At 62.8% G+C, this 16729-nt stretch carries 16 protein-coding genes and 1 pseudogene; 12 read left to right on the forward strand and 5 right to left on the reverse strand.

The window, feature by feature from the left end:
• Positions 1–21 precede the first annotated feature (21 nt).
• On the reverse strand, positions 22–1428 hold the full coding sequence (locus D8767_RS17255; RefSeq protein WP_016715713.1) for a cytosine permease: 1407 nt from the start codon (positions 1426–1428) through the stop codon (positions 22–24).
• Positions 1429–1745: 317 nt separating this feature from the next.
• Here D8767_RS17255 and D8767_RS17260 point away from each other — a divergent pair, with 317 nt between their 5' ends.
• From D8767_RS17260 to D8767_RS17305, 10 genes are all read left to right on the forward strand, one after another.
• Positions 1746–2231, forward strand: coding sequence for a flavin reductase family protein (locus D8767_RS17260; RefSeq protein ID WP_016715712.1), 486 nt, complete (start codon positions 1746–1748; stop codon positions 2229–2231).
• A gap of 75 nt (positions 2232–2306) precedes the next feature.
• The gene (locus tag D8767_RS17265; protein WP_016715711.1) at positions 2307–3347 is read left to right on the forward strand and encodes an LLM class flavin-dependent oxidoreductase; all 1041 of its coding nucleotides are present in this window, start codon (positions 2307–2309) and stop codon (positions 3345–3347) included.
• Positions 3348–3629: 282 nt separating this feature from the next.
• Positions 3630–4226: an amino acid synthesis family protein gene (locus tag D8767_RS17270; RefSeq protein ID WP_016715710.1), complete on the forward strand. Its 597-nt coding sequence runs from the start codon at positions 3630–3632 to the stop codon at positions 4224–4226.
• A 69-nt stretch (positions 4227–4295) separates the two neighbouring features.
• The gene (locus D8767_RS17275; protein ID WP_016715709.1) at positions 4296–5129 is read left to right on the forward strand and encodes an alpha/beta fold hydrolase; all 834 of its coding nucleotides are present in this window, start codon (positions 4296–4298) and stop codon (positions 5127–5129) included.
• Positions 5126–6607 (forward strand): aldehyde dehydrogenase, encoded by a 1482-nt coding sequence (locus tag D8767_RS17280; RefSeq protein WP_016715708.1) that lies wholly within the window; start codon positions 5126–5128, stop codon positions 6605–6607. The genes D8767_RS17275 and D8767_RS17280 overlap by 4 nt, the downstream gene beginning before the upstream one ends.
• A gap of 12 nt (positions 6608–6619) precedes the next feature.
• Entirely contained in the window at positions 6620–7105 is a 486-nt protein-coding gene (locus D8767_RS17285) for a flavin reductase family protein (protein WP_016715707.1), read from the forward strand.
• A 72-nt stretch (positions 7106–7177) separates the two neighbouring features.
• Positions 7178–7567, forward strand: coding sequence for a carboxymuconolactone decarboxylase family protein (locus tag D8767_RS17290; protein ID WP_016715706.1), 390 nt, complete (start codon positions 7178–7180; stop codon positions 7565–7567).
• Between the two features lie 88 nt (positions 7568–7655).
• Entirely contained in the window at positions 7656–8402 is a 747-nt protein-coding gene (locus tag D8767_RS17295; protein WP_016715705.1) for a GntR family transcriptional regulator, read from the forward strand.
• A gap of 21 nt (positions 8403–8423) precedes the next feature.
• Entirely contained in the window at positions 8424–8987 is a 564-nt protein-coding gene (locus tag D8767_RS17300) for an NUDIX hydrolase (RefSeq protein ID WP_016715704.1), read from the forward strand.
• 100 nt (positions 8988–9087) lie between these two features.
• The gene (locus D8767_RS17305; protein ID WP_016715703.1) at positions 9088–10869 is read left to right on the forward strand and encodes an ATP-binding protein; all 1782 of its coding nucleotides are present in this window, start codon (positions 9088–9090) and stop codon (positions 10867–10869) included.
• Positions 10870–10872: 3 nt separating this feature from the next.
• Here the strand turns inward: D8767_RS17305 and D8767_RS17310 are convergent, their stop codons facing one another.
• Positions 10873–11505 (reverse strand): LysE family translocator, encoded by a 633-nt coding sequence (locus tag D8767_RS17310; RefSeq protein WP_016715702.1) that lies wholly within the window; start codon positions 11503–11505, stop codon positions 10873–10875.
• A gap of 66 nt (positions 11506–11571) precedes the next feature.
• Entirely contained in the window at positions 11572–12186 is a 615-nt protein-coding gene (locus D8767_RS17315) for a LysE family translocator (RefSeq protein ID WP_016715701.1), read from the reverse strand.
• Between the two features lie 112 nt (positions 12187–12298).
• On the opposite strand from D8767_RS17315, the gene D8767_RS17320 reads away from it, so the two are divergent.
• Both D8767_RS17320 and D8767_RS17325 read left to right on the forward strand, forming a co-directional pair.
• Complete coding sequence (locus tag D8767_RS17320) at positions 12299–12751, forward strand: Lrp/AsnC family transcriptional regulator (protein WP_016715700.1); 453 nt, start codon at positions 12299–12301, stop codon at positions 12749–12751.
• Between the two features lie 294 nt (positions 12752–13045).
• A complete protein-coding gene (locus D8767_RS17325; RefSeq protein ID WP_016715699.1) occupies positions 13046–14458 on the forward strand; it encodes a cytosine permease in 1413 nt (470 codons plus the stop codon).
• A 63-nt stretch (positions 14459–14521) separates the two neighbouring features.
• Here D8767_RS17325 and D8767_RS17330 read toward each other — a convergent pair.
• Both D8767_RS17330 and D8767_RS17335 read right to left on the reverse strand, forming a co-directional pair.
• Positions 14522–15336, reverse strand: a pseudogene (locus tag D8767_RS17330) (ammonium transporter).
• A gap of 57 nt (positions 15337–15393) precedes the next feature.
• Positions 15394–16719 carry an FMN-binding glutamate synthase family protein gene (locus tag D8767_RS17335; RefSeq protein ID WP_016715698.1) on the reverse strand — a complete coding sequence of 442 codons (1326 nt, stop codon included), beginning with the start codon at positions 16717–16719 and terminating at the stop codon, positions 15394–15396.
• Positions 16720–16729 lie beyond the last annotated feature (10 nt).

Consider the following 16729-nt stretch of genomic DNA (forward strand, 5'->3'; position numbering starts at 1 on the left):
GTTTGCAGCAAAAGTCATCTATCAGTCGTTAACACTCACAACCCGCCCAGCCTTCTCGACAGCCTTGCCGCGCGTCGCCAGGCAGTAATACAGCGGCACCGTGACGATCAACCCGAACAACCAGGACAAGTCCGCCCCTTCGACAATGTTGGAATACGGCCCCACATACAGCGACGTATTGGCAAACGGCAGCTGCACCAGAATCCCGCAGGCGTAGGCAATGATCGCGTGGTGATTGAAGCGGCCATAGATACCGCCATCAGCACTGAAGATCGACGCAATGTCGTACTGCCCCTTCTTGATCAGGTAGAAGTCGATCAGGTTGATCGAAGCCCACGGCACCAGCACCAGCAACAGCGCCAGGATCAGGCCGATGAAGTGGCCAATGAAATCCGCCGAGGCATTCAGTGCAACCATCCCGCAGCCCACCAGAATCACCGATGCCAGCAACACCCGCACCTTGATGCTCGGTGTCCATTCGGCCATGAAGGTCTGGATCGCGGTCACGATCGACAACACCGCGCCATACAAGTTGAGGGCGTTGTGGCTGATGATGTTGAGCAGGAACAGCACCATCAGGATCGGGCCCAACCAGCCAGTGGCCTGCTTCACTGCATCCATGGCGTCGGTCCCTTCCGGCACGCACAGCACCGCCACCGCACCAAAGCTGAAGCACAGGATGGTGCCCAGGGTGGCGCCGAAGTACGTGGCCCAGAACGGCTTGGCGATGCCTACTTCACGCGGCAGGTAGCGCGAGTAGTCGGAGGTGTATGGCGAGAAGCTGATCTGCCAGATGGTGCCCAACGATACGGTGGCGATGAAGCCCGCCAGGTTGAATGCACCACGGCTGAAGAAGTCGGCCGGCAGGTCCTGGGCGAACATCATGATGAAGCCGGCCAGCAGTGCCGACCCCATCACCCAGGTACCGATACGGTTCAGAATATGAATGAAGCGATAACCGATCACGCCAATGGCAGTGGCGCTCAGGGCGCCGATCACGATCGCGCCCGGCATCGGCACGCTTGGGGTGATGCCATGGATGGTCTTGCCCGCCAGGACAATGTTTGAAATGAAGAAGCCGACATAAATCAGGGCGGTGAAGAACACGATCAGCAAGGCGCCGTAGCGACCGAACTGGCCACGGCTCTGCACCATCTGTGGAATGCCCAGCTGCGGTCCCTGCGCAGAGGCCAGGGCGATGACCACGCCGCCGACCAGATGGCCCAGCACAATGGCGATCAGCCCCCATAACAAATTGAGGTGGAACACCTGGACCACCATGGCGCCGGTGACGATAGGCAGTGGCGCAATGTTAGTACTGAACCAGAGAGTGAACAGGTCGCGCGCCTTCCCGTGGCGCTCGGCAGGTGGAACGTAATCGACCGTGTGGTTCTCGACAAACGGGTGTTGCGACGACGGTTGGGACATAGGATTCAGCTCGAAAGGTCGTTTTTATCGTTGTAAGGAAACCGCATCCAGGGCGGCCTCTCAGCTGCGGACCATATTATGGTATTCCAAACTTTTGACAACACTGATCCGCAGGAAAAAACGGCCGCTGATCTGCTCGTGAAACGCCTGCGACAAACCACCTCACCACTCAAGGCCACGTTATTCGTGGGTTCGCGCCGTTCATCGTGAAAAAACAGGCTTGAAAATTCCGCTTGCAAATTAGGTATTACGGTATACCATCAGACACATCAACGATAAAAACCGCGGACCACCGCAGCCCTTTAGAGGTACACCCGATGATCGACGCAACCGTCTACAAGCACGTCCTGGGCTCCTTCCCCTCCGGCGTTACCGTCATCACTACCCTGGACGATGACGGCTCGGTTGTCGGCCTGACTGCCAGCGCCTTCTCCTCCCTGTCGATGGATCCGCCGCTGGTGCTGTTCTGCCCCAACTACACCTCCGATTCCTACCCTGTGCTGATGAAGCAGAAGCGTTTCGCCATTCACCTGCTCTCAGGTGAACAGCAGGCAGAAGCCTATGCGTTCGCCAAAAAGGGCAAGGACAAGGCCAGTGGTATCGAGTGGACCCTGAGCGAACTGGGCAACCCCATCCTGGCCGGCGCCACCGCCGTTATCGAATGCGAACTGTGGCGTGAATATGAAGGTGGCGACCACGCCATCATGGTCGGCAAGGTGCACAACCTGATCGTCCCAGCAGAAGCGCCACGGCCGATGGTGTACTGCCGCGGCAAGATGGCCAGCCTGCCGGCCTTTGCCTGAAGCCTATTCTGAATCGAGCCCCCTGGCGCCCCCCCCGCCCGGCGCCAGCCCCTTTCAAGCGTTGAGGAAAGCCCCATGAAATTTTCGTTGTTCGTACACATGGAACGTTGGGATGAACAGGTCAGCCACCGCCAGCTGTTCGAAGACCTGACCGAACTGACCCTGATGGCCGAAAACGGCGGTTTCAGCACCGTGTGGATTGGCGAACACCACGCCATGGAATACACCATATCGCCAAGCCCGATGCCGCTGTTGGCCTACCTGGCCGCACGCACCGACAAGATCCGCCTGGGCGCCGGCACCATCATCGCGCCGTTCTGGAACCCGATCCGCGTGGCGGGTGAATGCGCCCTGCTCGACGTGATCAGCAACGGGCGCATGGAAGTGGGCCTGGCCCGTGGCGCCTATCAGTTCGAATTCGACCGCATGGCCAACGGCATGCCGGCCACCGACGGCGGCAAGGCGCTGCGCGAGATGGTGCCGGTGGTGCGCAAGCTGTGGGAAGGCGACTACGCCCACGACGGCGAAGTCTACAAGTTCCCCACTTCCACCAGCGTACCGAAGCCGTTCAACGCCACCCCACCGATGTGGATCGCTGCCCGCGACCCGGACTCGCATAACTTCGCCGTGGCCAACGGCTGCAACGTCATGGTAACCCCGCTGATGAAGGGGGACGAAGAAGTGCTGGACCTGAAGAACAAATTCCAAGCCGCCCTCGACAACAACCCGGATGTGCCGCGCCCGCAACTGATGGTGCTTCGCCACACCCACGTGCACAGCCCGGCCGAGCCGGAAGGCTGGAAGGTCGGCGCCCAGGCCATTTCGCGTTTCTACCGCACCTTCGACGCCTGGTTCGGCAACAAGACCACCCCGGTCAACGGCTTCCTGGAGCCAAGCCCGGAGTCGAAGTTCGCCGAAGTGCCAGCGTTCGAGCTGGAGAACATCCGCAAGAACACCATGATCGGCACCCCGGAAGAAATCATTGCGCGCATCAAGTACTACCAGGAGCTCGGTGTCGACGAGTTCAGCTTCTGGTGCGACAACAGCCTGCCACACGCCGAGAAGAAGAAGTCGCTGGAGCTGTTCATCAAGGAAGTGGTGCCGGCGTTCGCCTGAATTCCCATTGCCTGAATCATTGCGGGACGCGCCCGCTCCCGTGGGCCTCTGAGGCCTGCGTGAGCGGGCTTTTTTATGAAATCGGCGCAAGGCAGGAAGACTGTGCGATCCCTGTGGGAGCGGGCTTGCCGGGGAAGAGGCCAGTACAGACACGACAAGAATCAAGGCATCACGCCACCTTTCGTCTCCCAGCAAGAGAAATGTTCAGCCCCCTCTTGCACTACAAATATTATGGTATACCATCAGACAACAAGAGCTGATAACCCTCACCAGGAGCCACCCATGAGTTTCGAAATCCGCAAGATCGTCACCTACTCCGAAGAGACCCGCATCGAAGGCGGCAAGGCCACCGACAAGCCGGTGACCATGGTCGGCCTGGCCGTCGTGATCAAGAACCCATGGGCCGGTCGCGGTTTCGTTGAAGATCTGAAGCCGGAAATCCGCGCCAACTGCTCGGACCTGGGTGCCCTGATGGTCGAGCGCCTGACTGCCGCCATCGGCGGTGCCGACAAGATCGAAGCCTACGGTAAAGCTGCAGTAGTGGGCGCCGATGGCGAAATCGAGCACGCCTCGGCGGTGATCCACACCCTGCGCTTCGGCAACCACTACCGCGAAGCGGTACAGGCCAAGAGCTATCTGAGCTTCACCAACAAACGTGGCGGCCCAGGCACCTCGATCCAGATCCCGATGATGCAGAAGGACGACGAAGGCCTGCGTTCGCACTACATCACCCTGGAAATGCAGATCGAAGACGCCCCGCGTGCCGATGAAATCGTCGTGGTTCTGGGCGCTGCCGACGGCGGCCGCCTGCACCCGCGCATCGGCAACCGCTACATCGACCTGGAAGAACTGGCTGCCGAAAAAGCCAACGCTCAATAACAACAACCAAAACGGGGCCGGGGCGTGGCGTGCTTACCCGCCGCGCCCGACCTTCAAGGAGCGCCCTCCATGATTCAGCCTGTCGCTGAACACACCCCTGCCGGCACCAGCTACCTGTCCGTCGGCCAGGGCCAACCCGTGGTATTGATCCACGGCGTGGGCCTGAACAAGGAAATGTGGGGCGGTCAGATCGTTGGCCTGGCCAACGACTACCGCGTCATCGTCTACGACATGCTCGGCCACGGCCAAAGCGCCCTGCCGGCTGCCGACATCGGCCTGGAAGGCTATGCCGCCCAGCTCGCCGAACTGCTTGACCACCTGCAAATCACACAAGCCACCGTGATCGGCTTCTCCATGGGCGGCCTGGTTGCCCGTGCATTTGCCCTGAACTACCCGCAACGCCTGGCAGCACTGGTGGTACTCAACAGCGTGTTCAACCGCACCCCCGAGCAGAGCGCCGGCGTTATTGCCCGCGCCGCCCAGGCTGCGCAGCTGGGCCCCGACGCCAACGTCGACGCCGCCCTGGACCGCTGGTTCAGCCGTGAATACAAGGCTGCCAACCCGGCGCAGGTCGCCGCCATCCGCCAGGTGCTGGCGAGCAACGACCCGCAGGGCTACCACACCACCTATTCGCTGTTCGCCACCCAAGACATGTACCGCGCCAACGACCTGGGCAGCATCCAGGTGCCGACGCTGATCGCCACCGGCGAACTCGACTCGGGCTCGACCCCGGCCATGACCCGCCAGCTCGCCGCCAGCATTCCTGGGGCGCACAGTGTGGTCCTCGCCGAGCAACGGCATATGATGCCGGTAGAAGCCCCGCGTGAAGTCAACAAGATGCTGCTGGACTTCCTCGCGCAAGCCCGCACCCTCACCGAATCCGCCAAGGGGATTGTTGCATGACCCTCGTTCGTTTCCAGATGTGCATCGACGGCCAATGGCGCGATGCCCAGAGCGGCAAGACCTTCGACAGCCTCAACCCGGCCACCGCTCAGGCCTGGGCGCAACTGCCCGACGCCGATGAAGCCGACGTCGAACTGGCGGTGCAGGCCGCCCAGCGTGCCTTCGACAGCAAGGAATGGCGTAGCATCACCGCTACCGCGCGCGGCAAGCTGCTGCGTCGCCTGGGCGACCTGATTGCCGAAAACAAGGAGCACCTAGCCCAGCTGGAAAGCCGCGACAACGGCAAGCTGATCCGCGAAACCCGCGGCCAGGTGGGCTACCTGCCAGAGTTCTTCCACTACACTGCGGGCCTTGCCGACAAGCTCGAAGGCGGCACCCTGCCGTTGGACAAGCCCGACCTGTTCGCCTACACCGTGCACGAGCCGATCGGCGTAGTGGCCGGCATCATCCCGTGGAACAGCCCGCTGTACCTCACCGCGATCAAGCTGGCCCCGGCCCTGGCCGCCGGCAACACCATCGTGCTCAAACCGTCCGAGCACGCCTCGGCGACCATCCTCGAACTGGCCCGCCTGGCCCTTGAGGCCGGTTTCCCGGCCGGTGTGGTCAACGTGGTCACCGGTTACGGCCCAAGCACCGGCGCGGCGCTGACCCGCCACCCGCTGGTGCGCAAGATCGCCTTCACCGGCGGCGCCGCCACCGCGCGCCATGTGGTGCGCAGCAGCGCCGAAAACTTTGCCAAGCTGTCGCTGGAACTGGGTGGCAAGTCGCCGAACATCATCTTTGCCGACGCCGACCTGGACAGCGCCATCAATGGCGCCGTGGCCGGCATCTATGCCGCCTCCGGCCAAAGCTGCGTGGCCGGTTCGCGCCTGCTGGTACAGGACGAAATCTTCGACGTGTTCGTCGAACGCCTGATCGCCCGCGCCAAGCGCATCCGCATCGGCAACCCGCAGGACGACGCCAGCGAAATGGGCCCCATGGCCACCGCGCAACAACTTGCGGTGGTTGAAGGCCTGGTCGCTGCAGCCAAGGCCGAAGGCGCCAAGCTGCACATGGGCGGCAAGCGTGCCGAGGTCGAAGGTGACGGCTGGTTCTACGAGCCGACCCTGTTCGAGTGCGACAGCAACGCGATGACCATCATGCAGGAAGAGGTGTTCGGCCCGGTTGCTGCGGTGATCCGCTTCAAGACCGAAGAAGAGGCACTGGAAATCGCCAACGACTCGCAGTTCGGCCTTGCCGCCGGCATCTGGACCCGCGACCTGGGCCGTGCCCACCGCCTGGCCCGCGACGTGCGCTCGGGGATCATCTGGGTCAACACCTACCGCGCCGTGTCGGCCATGGCGCCGATCGGCGGCTTCAAGAACAGCGGCTACGGCCGCGAGAGCGGCATCGATTCGGTGCTGGCCTATACCGAGCTGAAGACCGTGTGGATCAACCTGTCCACCGCGCCGATGCCCGACCCGTTCGTGATGCGCTAAGAGGAACACGAGATGATCGAACCCGGCATCTACAAAGACGTGATGGGCTCCTTCCCGTCCGGCGTCACGGTAGTCACCACCCTGGACGCCGACGGCGCCATCGTCGGCATCACCGCCAGCGCCTTCAGCGCGCTGTCGATCGACCCGGCGCTGGTGCTGTTCTGCCCCAACTACGCCTCCGACACCTACCCGATCCTGCGCGACAGCAAGCAGTTTGCGATCCACCTGCTGTCCGCCGACCAGACCGCCGAAGCCTATGCCTTCGCCGGCAAGGGCAAGGACAAGGCCAAAGGCATCGACTGGCACCTGAGCGAGCTGGGCAACCCGCTGCTGGCCAAGGCTACGGCGATCATCGAGTGCGAACTGTGGCGCGAGTATGACGGCGGGGACCACGCGATCATCGTGGGCGCTGTGAAAAACCTGGTGCTGCCCGAGCAGCCGGCAACGCCGATGGTGTACCACAAAGGCAAGCTGGGCGCCCTGCCCCCGCTTGGCTGATCACCCTTTTAGGGGCCGCGCTCATCGTCTCACCCTCGGTTGCGGCCCCTGTTTTATTCCGGAGTACTGCAGATGAGCAACGAAAAGTACGAGAAAGGCCTGGCCATCCGCACCCAGGTGCTGGGCGAGGACTACGTCAACCGCTCGATCCAGAACGCCGACGCGTTCACCCAGCCTTTGCAGGAACTGGTCACCGAATACTGCTGGGGCCACGTCTGGGGCCGCGAAGGCTTGTCGCTCAAAGAGCGCAGCATGATAAACTTGGCCATGATTTCCGCGCTCAACCGGCCCCACGAACTCAAGCTGCACATTCGGGGCGCACTGCGCAATGGCTTGAGCCGTGAACAGATTCGCGAAATCCTGCTCCAGGTCGGCATTTACTGCGGCGTACCCGCGGCGGTGGACAGCTTCCGCCTGGCCCGTGAAGCGTTTGCCGAAGCCGATGCGGAGCCAACCCGTTAACAACGGGCTGTTCGAACCACTGCATGGAACGCCTCGGTTCGGGGTATTCCGCGATGTTGGCGCAACAGCCTCATAAAGAGCGCACCTGATGAAACGCCAGCCACTCGACGACAGCTTCAAGGTCAACCGCAACCCCGTTACCCTGCGCGAAATCGTGCTCGACAAGCTGCGCGCCGCGATCATGAACTTCCACCTGCTGCCAGGCGACCGCCTGGTCGAGCGTGACCTCTGCGACCGCCTTGGGGTCAGCCGTACCTCGGTGCGCGAAGCGCTGCGACATCTGGAATCCGAAGGCCTGGTGGAATTCGCCGACGCCAAGGGCCCGCGTGTAGCCATTATTACCCTGGAAGATGCCCGCGACATCTACGAGCTGCGTTGCGTGCTCGAAGGGCTGATCGTGCAGTTGTTCACCCTCAACGCCAAAGCCAAGGACATCCGTGCCCTGGAACGTGCGCTGGAGGTCAACCGCGAGGCCCTCGAAGAAGGCGAACTGCAACAGGTGCTGGACTCGGTTCAAGGTTTCTACGATGTGCTGCTGGAAGGCTCCGGTAACCAGGTGGCGGCCCAGCAGCTGCGCCAGTTGCAGGCGCGCATCAGCTACCTGCGTGCCACCTCGGTGTCGCAGGAAAACCGCCGTGGCGCCAGCAACCGCGAAATGGAAAAGATCGTCGAGGCGATCAAGGGCGGCGACCCGCTGGTGGCCCACCAGGCCTCTGTCGACCACGTCCGCGCTGCCGCCAAGGTAGCGCTGGACTACCTGCGTCAAAAGCAGGATGACAACGCCAAGGTGCGCGACATGGTCGAGCCCCTGGCCCTGAAGGATCCACGTATATAAGAACCGCATAGGCCGCTGATCATGCCCAACGCCCCGCGCTACTGCCCGCACTGCACCACGGAACTGGCCCGGGGCGTTCCCACAGGCGATACCCACGAACGCCTGCACTGTAACGGCTGCGGTTACGTCCACTACGTGAACCCGAAGATCATCGCCGGCTGCATCATCGAGCGCGATGGCAAGTACCTGCTGTGCCAGCGCGCCATCCCCCCGCGCCCGGGTACCTGGACCTTGCCGGCTGGTTTCATGGAAGCCGGCGAAACCACCGAGCAGGCGGCGCTGCGCGAGGTGTGGGAAGAAAGCGGCGTACGTGCCGACATCGTTTCGCCTTATTCGATCTTCAGCGTGCCGAAAATCAGCGAGGTGTATATCATCTTCCGCGCCATCGTCATCGAAGAAACCGGGCAGTACGGGGCCGAGACGCTGGCGTACAAGTTTTTCGAACCGGACGAGATCCCGTGGGACGAGATCTACTATCCGGCAATCCGGCAGATTCTCGAGCGCTATATCCTCGAACGACAGGCCGGTGTTTATGGCATCTACATGGGCAATGACGACACTGGCAAGGTGCACTTCATTCGCTAGCCTGTATCGGCCCTATCGCCGGCAAGCCACCAAAAATTCTCGCCAAACGTCTATTCTGGATGCCCCCTTAAGGCCTTACGCAAAAGGACCAGCAGAGCAAATGGCAAAATGGCTAGACGGCGGCGGGCTGATGGCCGAGCGCATCCGCAACCACGACTGGGCCGCCACCACACTGGGCCCGCTGCAGCACTGGCCCGACCCGCTGAAAACCAGCCTGGCCCTGTGCCTGGCCTCGCGCTTCCCGCAAGCCGTGCTTTGGGGGCCAGACCTGCTCACCCTGCACAACGACGCCTTTTCGCAGATTCTCGGGCAGAAGCCTTCGGCATTGGGCATCCCCTTCCGCGCCGTGTGGCAGGAAGCCTGGGCCGACATCGGCCACATGGCCAACCGCGCCCTGGCCGGCGAGGCGGTGTACATCGAAGACTTCCCGCTCGTCATCGACCGCAACGGCAGCCCCGAACGGGCCTATTTCACCTTCTGCTACAGCCCCATCCGTGACCACGACGGCAAGGTGCTGGGCATGCTCGATACAGTCACCGAAACCACCGCCAGCGTGCTCGCCAACCAGCGCCTGAAATTCCTCGACGACCTGGGCCGTGCCGTGGCCGACGCCACCGCCCCGGACCAGATCCTTGCCACTACCACGCGCCTGCTGGTCGAACACCTGCAACTGTCGAGTTGCGCCTATGCGGTGATGGAGCCCGACGAGGACGGTTTCACCATCTGCGGTGACGCCGTGGCGCCAGGCTCGCCGCATCTGTTGGGCCGCTATCGGTTGGAGGATTTCGGCAAGCTGGCGGTCGGCCGCCTGCGCAGTGGCCTGCCGTTGGTCATCCGGGACAACCTGAGCGAGCTGTCCCCGGAGGAAGCTGCCACCTTCCAGGCCATCGGCATTACCGCGACTATTTGCATGCCCCTGATCAAAGGCGGCCGGCTGACCGCGCTGATGGCCATCCACGACAAGGCGCCACGGGAGTGGACCCACTATGAACAGGCACTGATCAGCGAAGTCACCGAGCGCTCCTGGGCGCATGTCCAGCGGGTAAAGGCCCACGCCGAAGTGCGTGAGGCCATGGCGGCACTGGAGGCGCTGAATGCCACCCTCGAACAGCGCGTGGATGAACGCACCAGCCAGTTGCTACACACAGAAGCCGTGCTGCGCCAGGCCCAGAAGCTCGAAGCCATCGGCCAACTGACAGGCGGCGTGGCCCATGACTTCAACAACCTGCTGACCATCATTCGCTCATCGCTGCATTTTCTGCAGCGCCCCAACCTCGACGCACAGCGTCGAGAGCGCTACCTCAAAACCATGTCCGACACCGTTGACCGCGGTACCAGGCTGACCGGTCAGTTGCTGGCCTTCGCCCGCCGCCAGGCCCTGAGCCCGCAAGTGTTCGAGGTCGGGCCACGACTGGAAGCCATGGCCGACATGCTCGACACGGCCACCGGTGCGCGGATCCAGGTCGAGCTGCAGTTGCCGCAGGCGCCTTGCCATATCCGTGCCGACCTCAACCAGCTGGAAACCGCGGTAATCAACCTGATGCTCAACGGCCGCGATGCCATGGCCGGCGAAGGCACCTTGCAGCTGCGCCTGCAGGCCGACCAGCACCTGCCCACCCTGCGTGGCCAGGCGCCACAGCCGGGCCAGTTCGCGGCGATTTCGGTGAGCGACAGCGGTGTCGGCATTGCCGCCGAACTGCTGGAGCGCATCTTCGACCCGTTCTTCACCACCAAGGCACCGGGTGAAGGCACCGGGCTCGGGCTGTCGCAGGTGTTCGGTTTTGCCAAGCAGTCCGGGGGCGATGTGCAGGTGAACAGTGTGCCGGGCCAGGGCACCACTTTTACCTTGTACCTGCCCCAGGAGCCGCCGCCTGAGGCCTAGCGATCAGCGCCGCCCTTCGGCCAGCATTCGCACGGCCAGGCCCGCCAGCACCGTCCCCATCAGCCAGCGCTGAACCTGCTGCCACAACGGGCGACCGGCGAGGAATACGGCGATCGACCCGGCCATGACTGCGATCAGTGCATTGACCGAAACGCTGATGGCGATCTGCGTCGACCCCAGCACCAGCGACTGCAGCAGCACGCTGCCATGCCCTGGCTCGATGAACTGCGGCATCAACGACAGGTACATGACGGCGATCTTGGGGTTCAGCAGGCTGGTGGCAAAGCCCATGGTGAACAGCCGGCGCGGGCTGTCCGCCGGCAGGTCCTTGACCTGGAACGGGGAGCGACCGCCCGGGCGCAGCGCTTGCCAGGCCAGGTACAGCAGGTACAGCGCGCCACCAATGCGCAGCGCATCGTAGGCAAAAGGCACAGCCATCACCAGGGCGGTGATGCCCAGTGCAGCGCAGAACATGTAGATGACGAAACCCAGCGCTACGCCGCCAAGGGAAATCAAGCCGGCCTTGCGCCCCTGGCAGATCGAGCGGGAAATCAGGTAAATCATGTTCGGCCCCGGGGTCAGCACCATGCCGAGGCAGATCAGGGCAAACGTTAACAGTTGGGTTGTCTCGGGCATCGGGCACATCCTGGTTGTGCTGTGGACTGCTGCGAGTTTATCTGAAGCCTTTTGAAACCGGTGAACTCAGTTGATCTGCCCCACTATCAAGCCCAAGGCCACCGTGATCATCGCCACCCCCGACACCCGCCCGACCAGCCTGGCCGCCCCCGGCCGGGTGCTCAGCACCGCCTTGGCGCCATAGCCGACCAACGAATAGATCACCAGCGAGCTGCACAGGTGCACCAGGCCCAGCAGCAAAATCTGCAACGGCACCGGCCAGCTTGACTGCGGGTCGGTGAACTGCGGCAACAGGGCCAGGAACAGCAGGAACACTTTCGGGTTCAACCCGCTGACGCAAAAACCCTTCAACGCCCAGCGCGAGCCCGATTCTCCCACACCGCCCTGCCCGGCCTCGGGTAATGCCGGGCTCAGCAACAGGTTGCCGCCCAACCACAACAGGTAGCTGCACCCTGCCAGGGTCAGCAAGGTCAGCGCCAACGGGTGGCCGGCCAGCAGGCTGCCGACCCCAGCCGCCACCACCAGGGTGGCCAGGAAATGCCCCGACAGCATGCCCGCCACCGCCGGCATCACCCAGCGCCCGCGCATGCCCGCCGAAATAGCGTAGGCCCAGTCTGCCCCCGGGGTAATCACGAACAGCATCGACACGGCCCAGAATGCCGTCAGAACACTGATAGCCACTTGAATCTTCCTTTTTCCACTGCCTTGGGATGTCGAAAGATTACGGATTCCGCTCAGGGATTTTCTTTCGTATATTCCCCTTCGTGGTTCAATTACTGGAAGATCCTTCTCAATGGATAGGACCGATCGAAAGATTCTTGCCGAGCTACAAAAAGACGGTCGCCTCTCGGTGACCGAACTGGCCGATCGCGTGGGGCTCAGCCTCTCGCCCTGCCATCGGCGCCTGAAGGCACTGGAGGCGTCCGGGGCGATTCTGGGCTATCACGCCCGCCTGGCGCCGAGCGCTGTGGGGCTGAACTTTGCCGCGCTGGTATTCGTGACCCTGCGCGAAGTCACCCGCCAGCCGGTGGCGGACTTTGAAGCGGCAGTGGCCGAGATCCCGCAGATTGTCGAGGCGCAGCGGCTGTTCGGTGACCCGGACTACCTGCTGCACGTGGTGGCAAAGGACTTGCCGGCGTTTCAGAAGCTGTATGACGAGAAGCTGACCAGCATTCCCAATGTGAAGCGGTTAAGTTCGACCTTGGTGATGAAAGAGGTGATTCAGGATCGGTTGTTGCCGATGTAGCTGTTTTGCCAGCGCCCTGAAAACGGGCGCAGCGCACCAGCACAGCCCACTACAATCAACCCGCCAGACCACACCCCCCTCTACTACAAGCCCTCCCGCCAACTGGCACCCTCCTTGCTACCGTCCACCGCTTAAGCTTTTGTCAGCCTTAGGTTTTTTAAGGTTTATGGGTACATATTTACTAATTTCTCGTTATCCCCGCGCCCCGCATCATCCCTCCAACAAGAACGCGTCGCCCTTCGCCGGCACGCCCCCGGGCAGTTCCCGATGCCCTACCTTGCCTTGGAGTCAGTCATGACCAGTGCAGCCAATTCGGCACCCCTCATAGAAAAACACACGATCGGCTACGTACCGCCGCAAGACCGCCACGGAAAGGTAAGGGATCTGTTCACACTGTGGTTCGGCGGCAACATCGCGCCGTTGCCCATCGTTACCGGCGCGCTGGGCGTGCAGTTGTTCCACCTGAACCTGGTGTGGGGCATCATCGCCATCCTGGTCGGCCACCTGGTTGGTGGTGTGTTGATGGCACTGCACTCGGCCCAGGGCCCGCAAATGGGCATCCCGCAGATGATCCAGAGCCGCGCCCAGTTCGGTACCCTTGGCGCGCTGCTGGTGGTGGTGATCGCCGGGGTCATGTATATCGGTTTCTTCGCCTCCAACATCGTGCTCGCCGGCAAGTCGCTGCATGGCGTGGTCGACGCCGTACCGGTACCGGTGGGCATCGTCATCGGTGCGCTGGGCTCGGGCATCATCGGCATCATCGGCTACCGCTTCATCCACGTGCTCAACCGTATCGGCACCTGGGTGCTGGGCATCGGCATCGTGGTGGGCTTCGGCTACATCTTCACCCATGTGCAAAGCGACGACTTCCTAACCCGCGGCGGCTTCAACCTGGCCGGCTGGCTGGCCACCGTGTCGCTCGCGGCGCTGTGGCAGATCGCCTTTGCGCCCTATGTGTCGGACTACTCCCGCTACCTGCCGGCGGATGTGAAAGTCAGCTCGACCTTCTGGACCACCTACCTGGGCTCGGCCCTGGGTTCGAGCCTGTCGTTCATCTTCGGCGCCGTGGCGGTACTGGCGATCCCGGCCGGCATGGACACCATGGACGCGGTCAAGCTGGCCACCGGCACCCTTGGCCCGGTCATGCTGGTGCTGTTCCTGCTCAGTGTCATCAGCCACAACGCCCTCAACCTGTATGGTGCTGTGCTGTCGATCATCACCCTGGTGCAAACCTTCGCCTACCGCTGGATCCCGACCGCCAAGAGCCGCGCGATACTTTCGCTGATCGTGCTGTCGGCCTGCTGTGTGGTGGCGGTGTTCGCCTCGGCAGACTTCATCGGCCACTTCGTCGACATGGTGCTGGTGCTGTTGGTGGTGCTGGTGCCATGGACGGCGATCAACCTGATCGACTTCTACGCGATTCACAAGGGGGACTACGACATCCAGTCGATCTTCCAGGTCGATGGCGGTATCTACGGCCGTTACAACCCGCAGGCGCTGATCGCCTATGCCGTGGGCATCGTGGTGCAGATCCCGTTCATGAACACGCCGCTGTATGTCGGGCCGATTTCCGAGCACATCAACGGGGCTGACCTGTCCTGGCTGGTGGGCTTGGCGATTACCTCGCCGCTGTACTGGTGGCTGGCTTCGCGTGACAGTGCCTACCGTCGTCGGCAGATCAGTGCCAAGTTGGCCATGGGGCACTGATTCAGCCTGTGCTGGCCTCTTCGCGGGCAACCCCGCGAAGAGGCCAGCACAGACCACTTGCCATCAGAGGTTGTACGCCCGCTCATTGTGCTCCGCCAGGTCCAGCCCCTGCTCTTCCTCTTCCCGACTGGCCCGCAGGCCCACGGTCAGCTTGACGGCCCCAAGAATCGCCCAGCTCACCACGAAGCAGTAGACGAAGGTGAACGCCACCCCCTTCAACTGCACCAGCGCCTGCCCTATCGGCGATACGCCCTCTACATAACCGCCCAACCCCGGTGCAGCAAACACCCCGGTCAGAATCGCACCGACCATCCCGCCCACGCCATGCAGCCCGAACACGTCCAGGCTGTCGTCATACCCCAATGCCTGTTTCAGCCGGGTCACGGCACGAACCAGGCCCCCATGAACAGCAACGACGCACTGAACTTCATGCGCTCGGCAAAACCACCGGCAATCAGCGCTGGGGTGATGATGGCGAACGTCAGCTGGAACACCGCGAACACACCTTCCGGGATCGTGCCCACCAGGCTGTCGTGGCCGATGTTCAGCATCAGCGCCTTGTCCAGGCCGCCGATGAAGCTGTTGAAGGTCAACTGCCCCTCGACCATACCCGTGGTGTCGACCACCAGGCTGTAGCCAAACAGCACCCAAAGGATGCCGATCACACCCGCTACGGCAAACAGTTGGGTGAACACCGAAAGGAAGTTCTTCGCCCGTACCATGCCACCGTAGAACAGCGCCAGGCCGGGTATGCACATCATCAGCACGAACATCGCGGCGCAGATCATCCAGGCGGTGTTGCCGGTGTCCAGGGTGGGTTCCGCGGCATAGGCCAGCGGTGTCAGTGCGAACAGCACAACAGCAAGGGCAAGCTTCATGGAGTCACTCCTGTGCAATGAAAACCGCCGGCTGGCAGCCGGCGGTGTCGGGGTAGATCAGTACTGCGCCTGGCCCGGTACCCACGCAGTCCCCGCCAGCGGCACCCGTGCCATCGCCGCCGCTTCCACGGTCAACGCCACCAGGTCCTCCGGGTCCAGGTTGTGCAGGTGCGACTTGCCACACGCCCGTGCCATGGTCTGCGCTTCCAGCACCAGTACGCGCAGGTAGTTGGCCAATCGGCGCCCGGCCTCTTCCGGGTTCAGGCGCTTGGCCAGCTCCGGGTCCTGGGTGGTGATGCCGGCCGGGTCGCGACCGTTCTGCCAGTCGTCATAGAAGCCGGCCGCCGAGCCAATCTTCTTCAGTTCGCTGTCCAGTCGCGGGTGGTTGTCACCCAGGGCGATCAACGCCGCCGTACCAATGGCCACCGCATCGGCGCCCAGTGCCATGGCCTTGGCCACGTCGGCACCGTTGCGAATGCCACCCGATACAATCAGCTGCACCTTGCGGTGCATGCCCATTTCCTGAAGGGCCTGCACTGCCTGCGGAATGGCCGGCAGAATCGGGATGCCGACGTGTTCGATGAACACTTCCTGCGTCGCCGCAGTCCCCCCCTGCATGCCGTCGAGCACGATCACATCGGCACCGGCCTTCACTGCCAGCTTGACGTCGTAGTACGGGCGGCTGGCGCCGATTTTCACGTAGATGGGCTTTTCCCAGTCAGTGATTTCACGGATCTCGGCAATCTTGATCGCCAGGTCGTCCGGCCCGGTCCAGTCCGGGTGGCGGCAGGCGCTGCGCTGGTCGACACCAATCGGCAAGGTGCGCATGCCGGCCACCCGTTCGGTGACTTTCATGCCCAACAGCATGCCGCCACCGCCCGGCTTGGCGCCCTGGCCGAGGACGATCTCGATAGCATCGGCCTTGCGCAGGTCATCCGGGTTCATGCCATAGCGCGACGGCAGGTACTGGTACACCAGGTGCTGCGACTGGCCGCGTTCTTCCGGGGTCATGCCGCCGTCGCCGGTGGTGGTGCTGGTGCCGGCGATGGTCGCACCACGGCCCAGCGCTTCCTTGGCATTGGCCGACAGCGCGCCGAAGCTCATGCCGGCGATGGTCACCGGGATTTTCAGGTGGATCGGCTTTTTCGCAAACCGGTTGCCCAGCACCACATCGGTGCCGCACTTCTCGCGGTAGCCTTCCAGCGGGTAGCGCGACACGCTGGCACCCAGCAGCAACAGGTCGTCGAAGTGCGGCACACGGCGTTTGGTGCCACCACCGCGAATGTCGTAGATGCCGGTTTCGGCGGCACGCTGAATTTCCTGGATGGTCAGGCGATCGAAGGTGGCCGACTCACGCAGTACCGGGGGGAATTGTTCGCTCATGGCAATGCTC

This window comes from Pseudomonas sp. LTGT-11-2Z, assembly GCF_003691445.1.
GTDB classification, from domain to species: domain Bacteria; phylum Pseudomonadota; class Gammaproteobacteria; order Pseudomonadales; family Pseudomonadaceae; genus Aquipseudomonas; species Aquipseudomonas monteilii.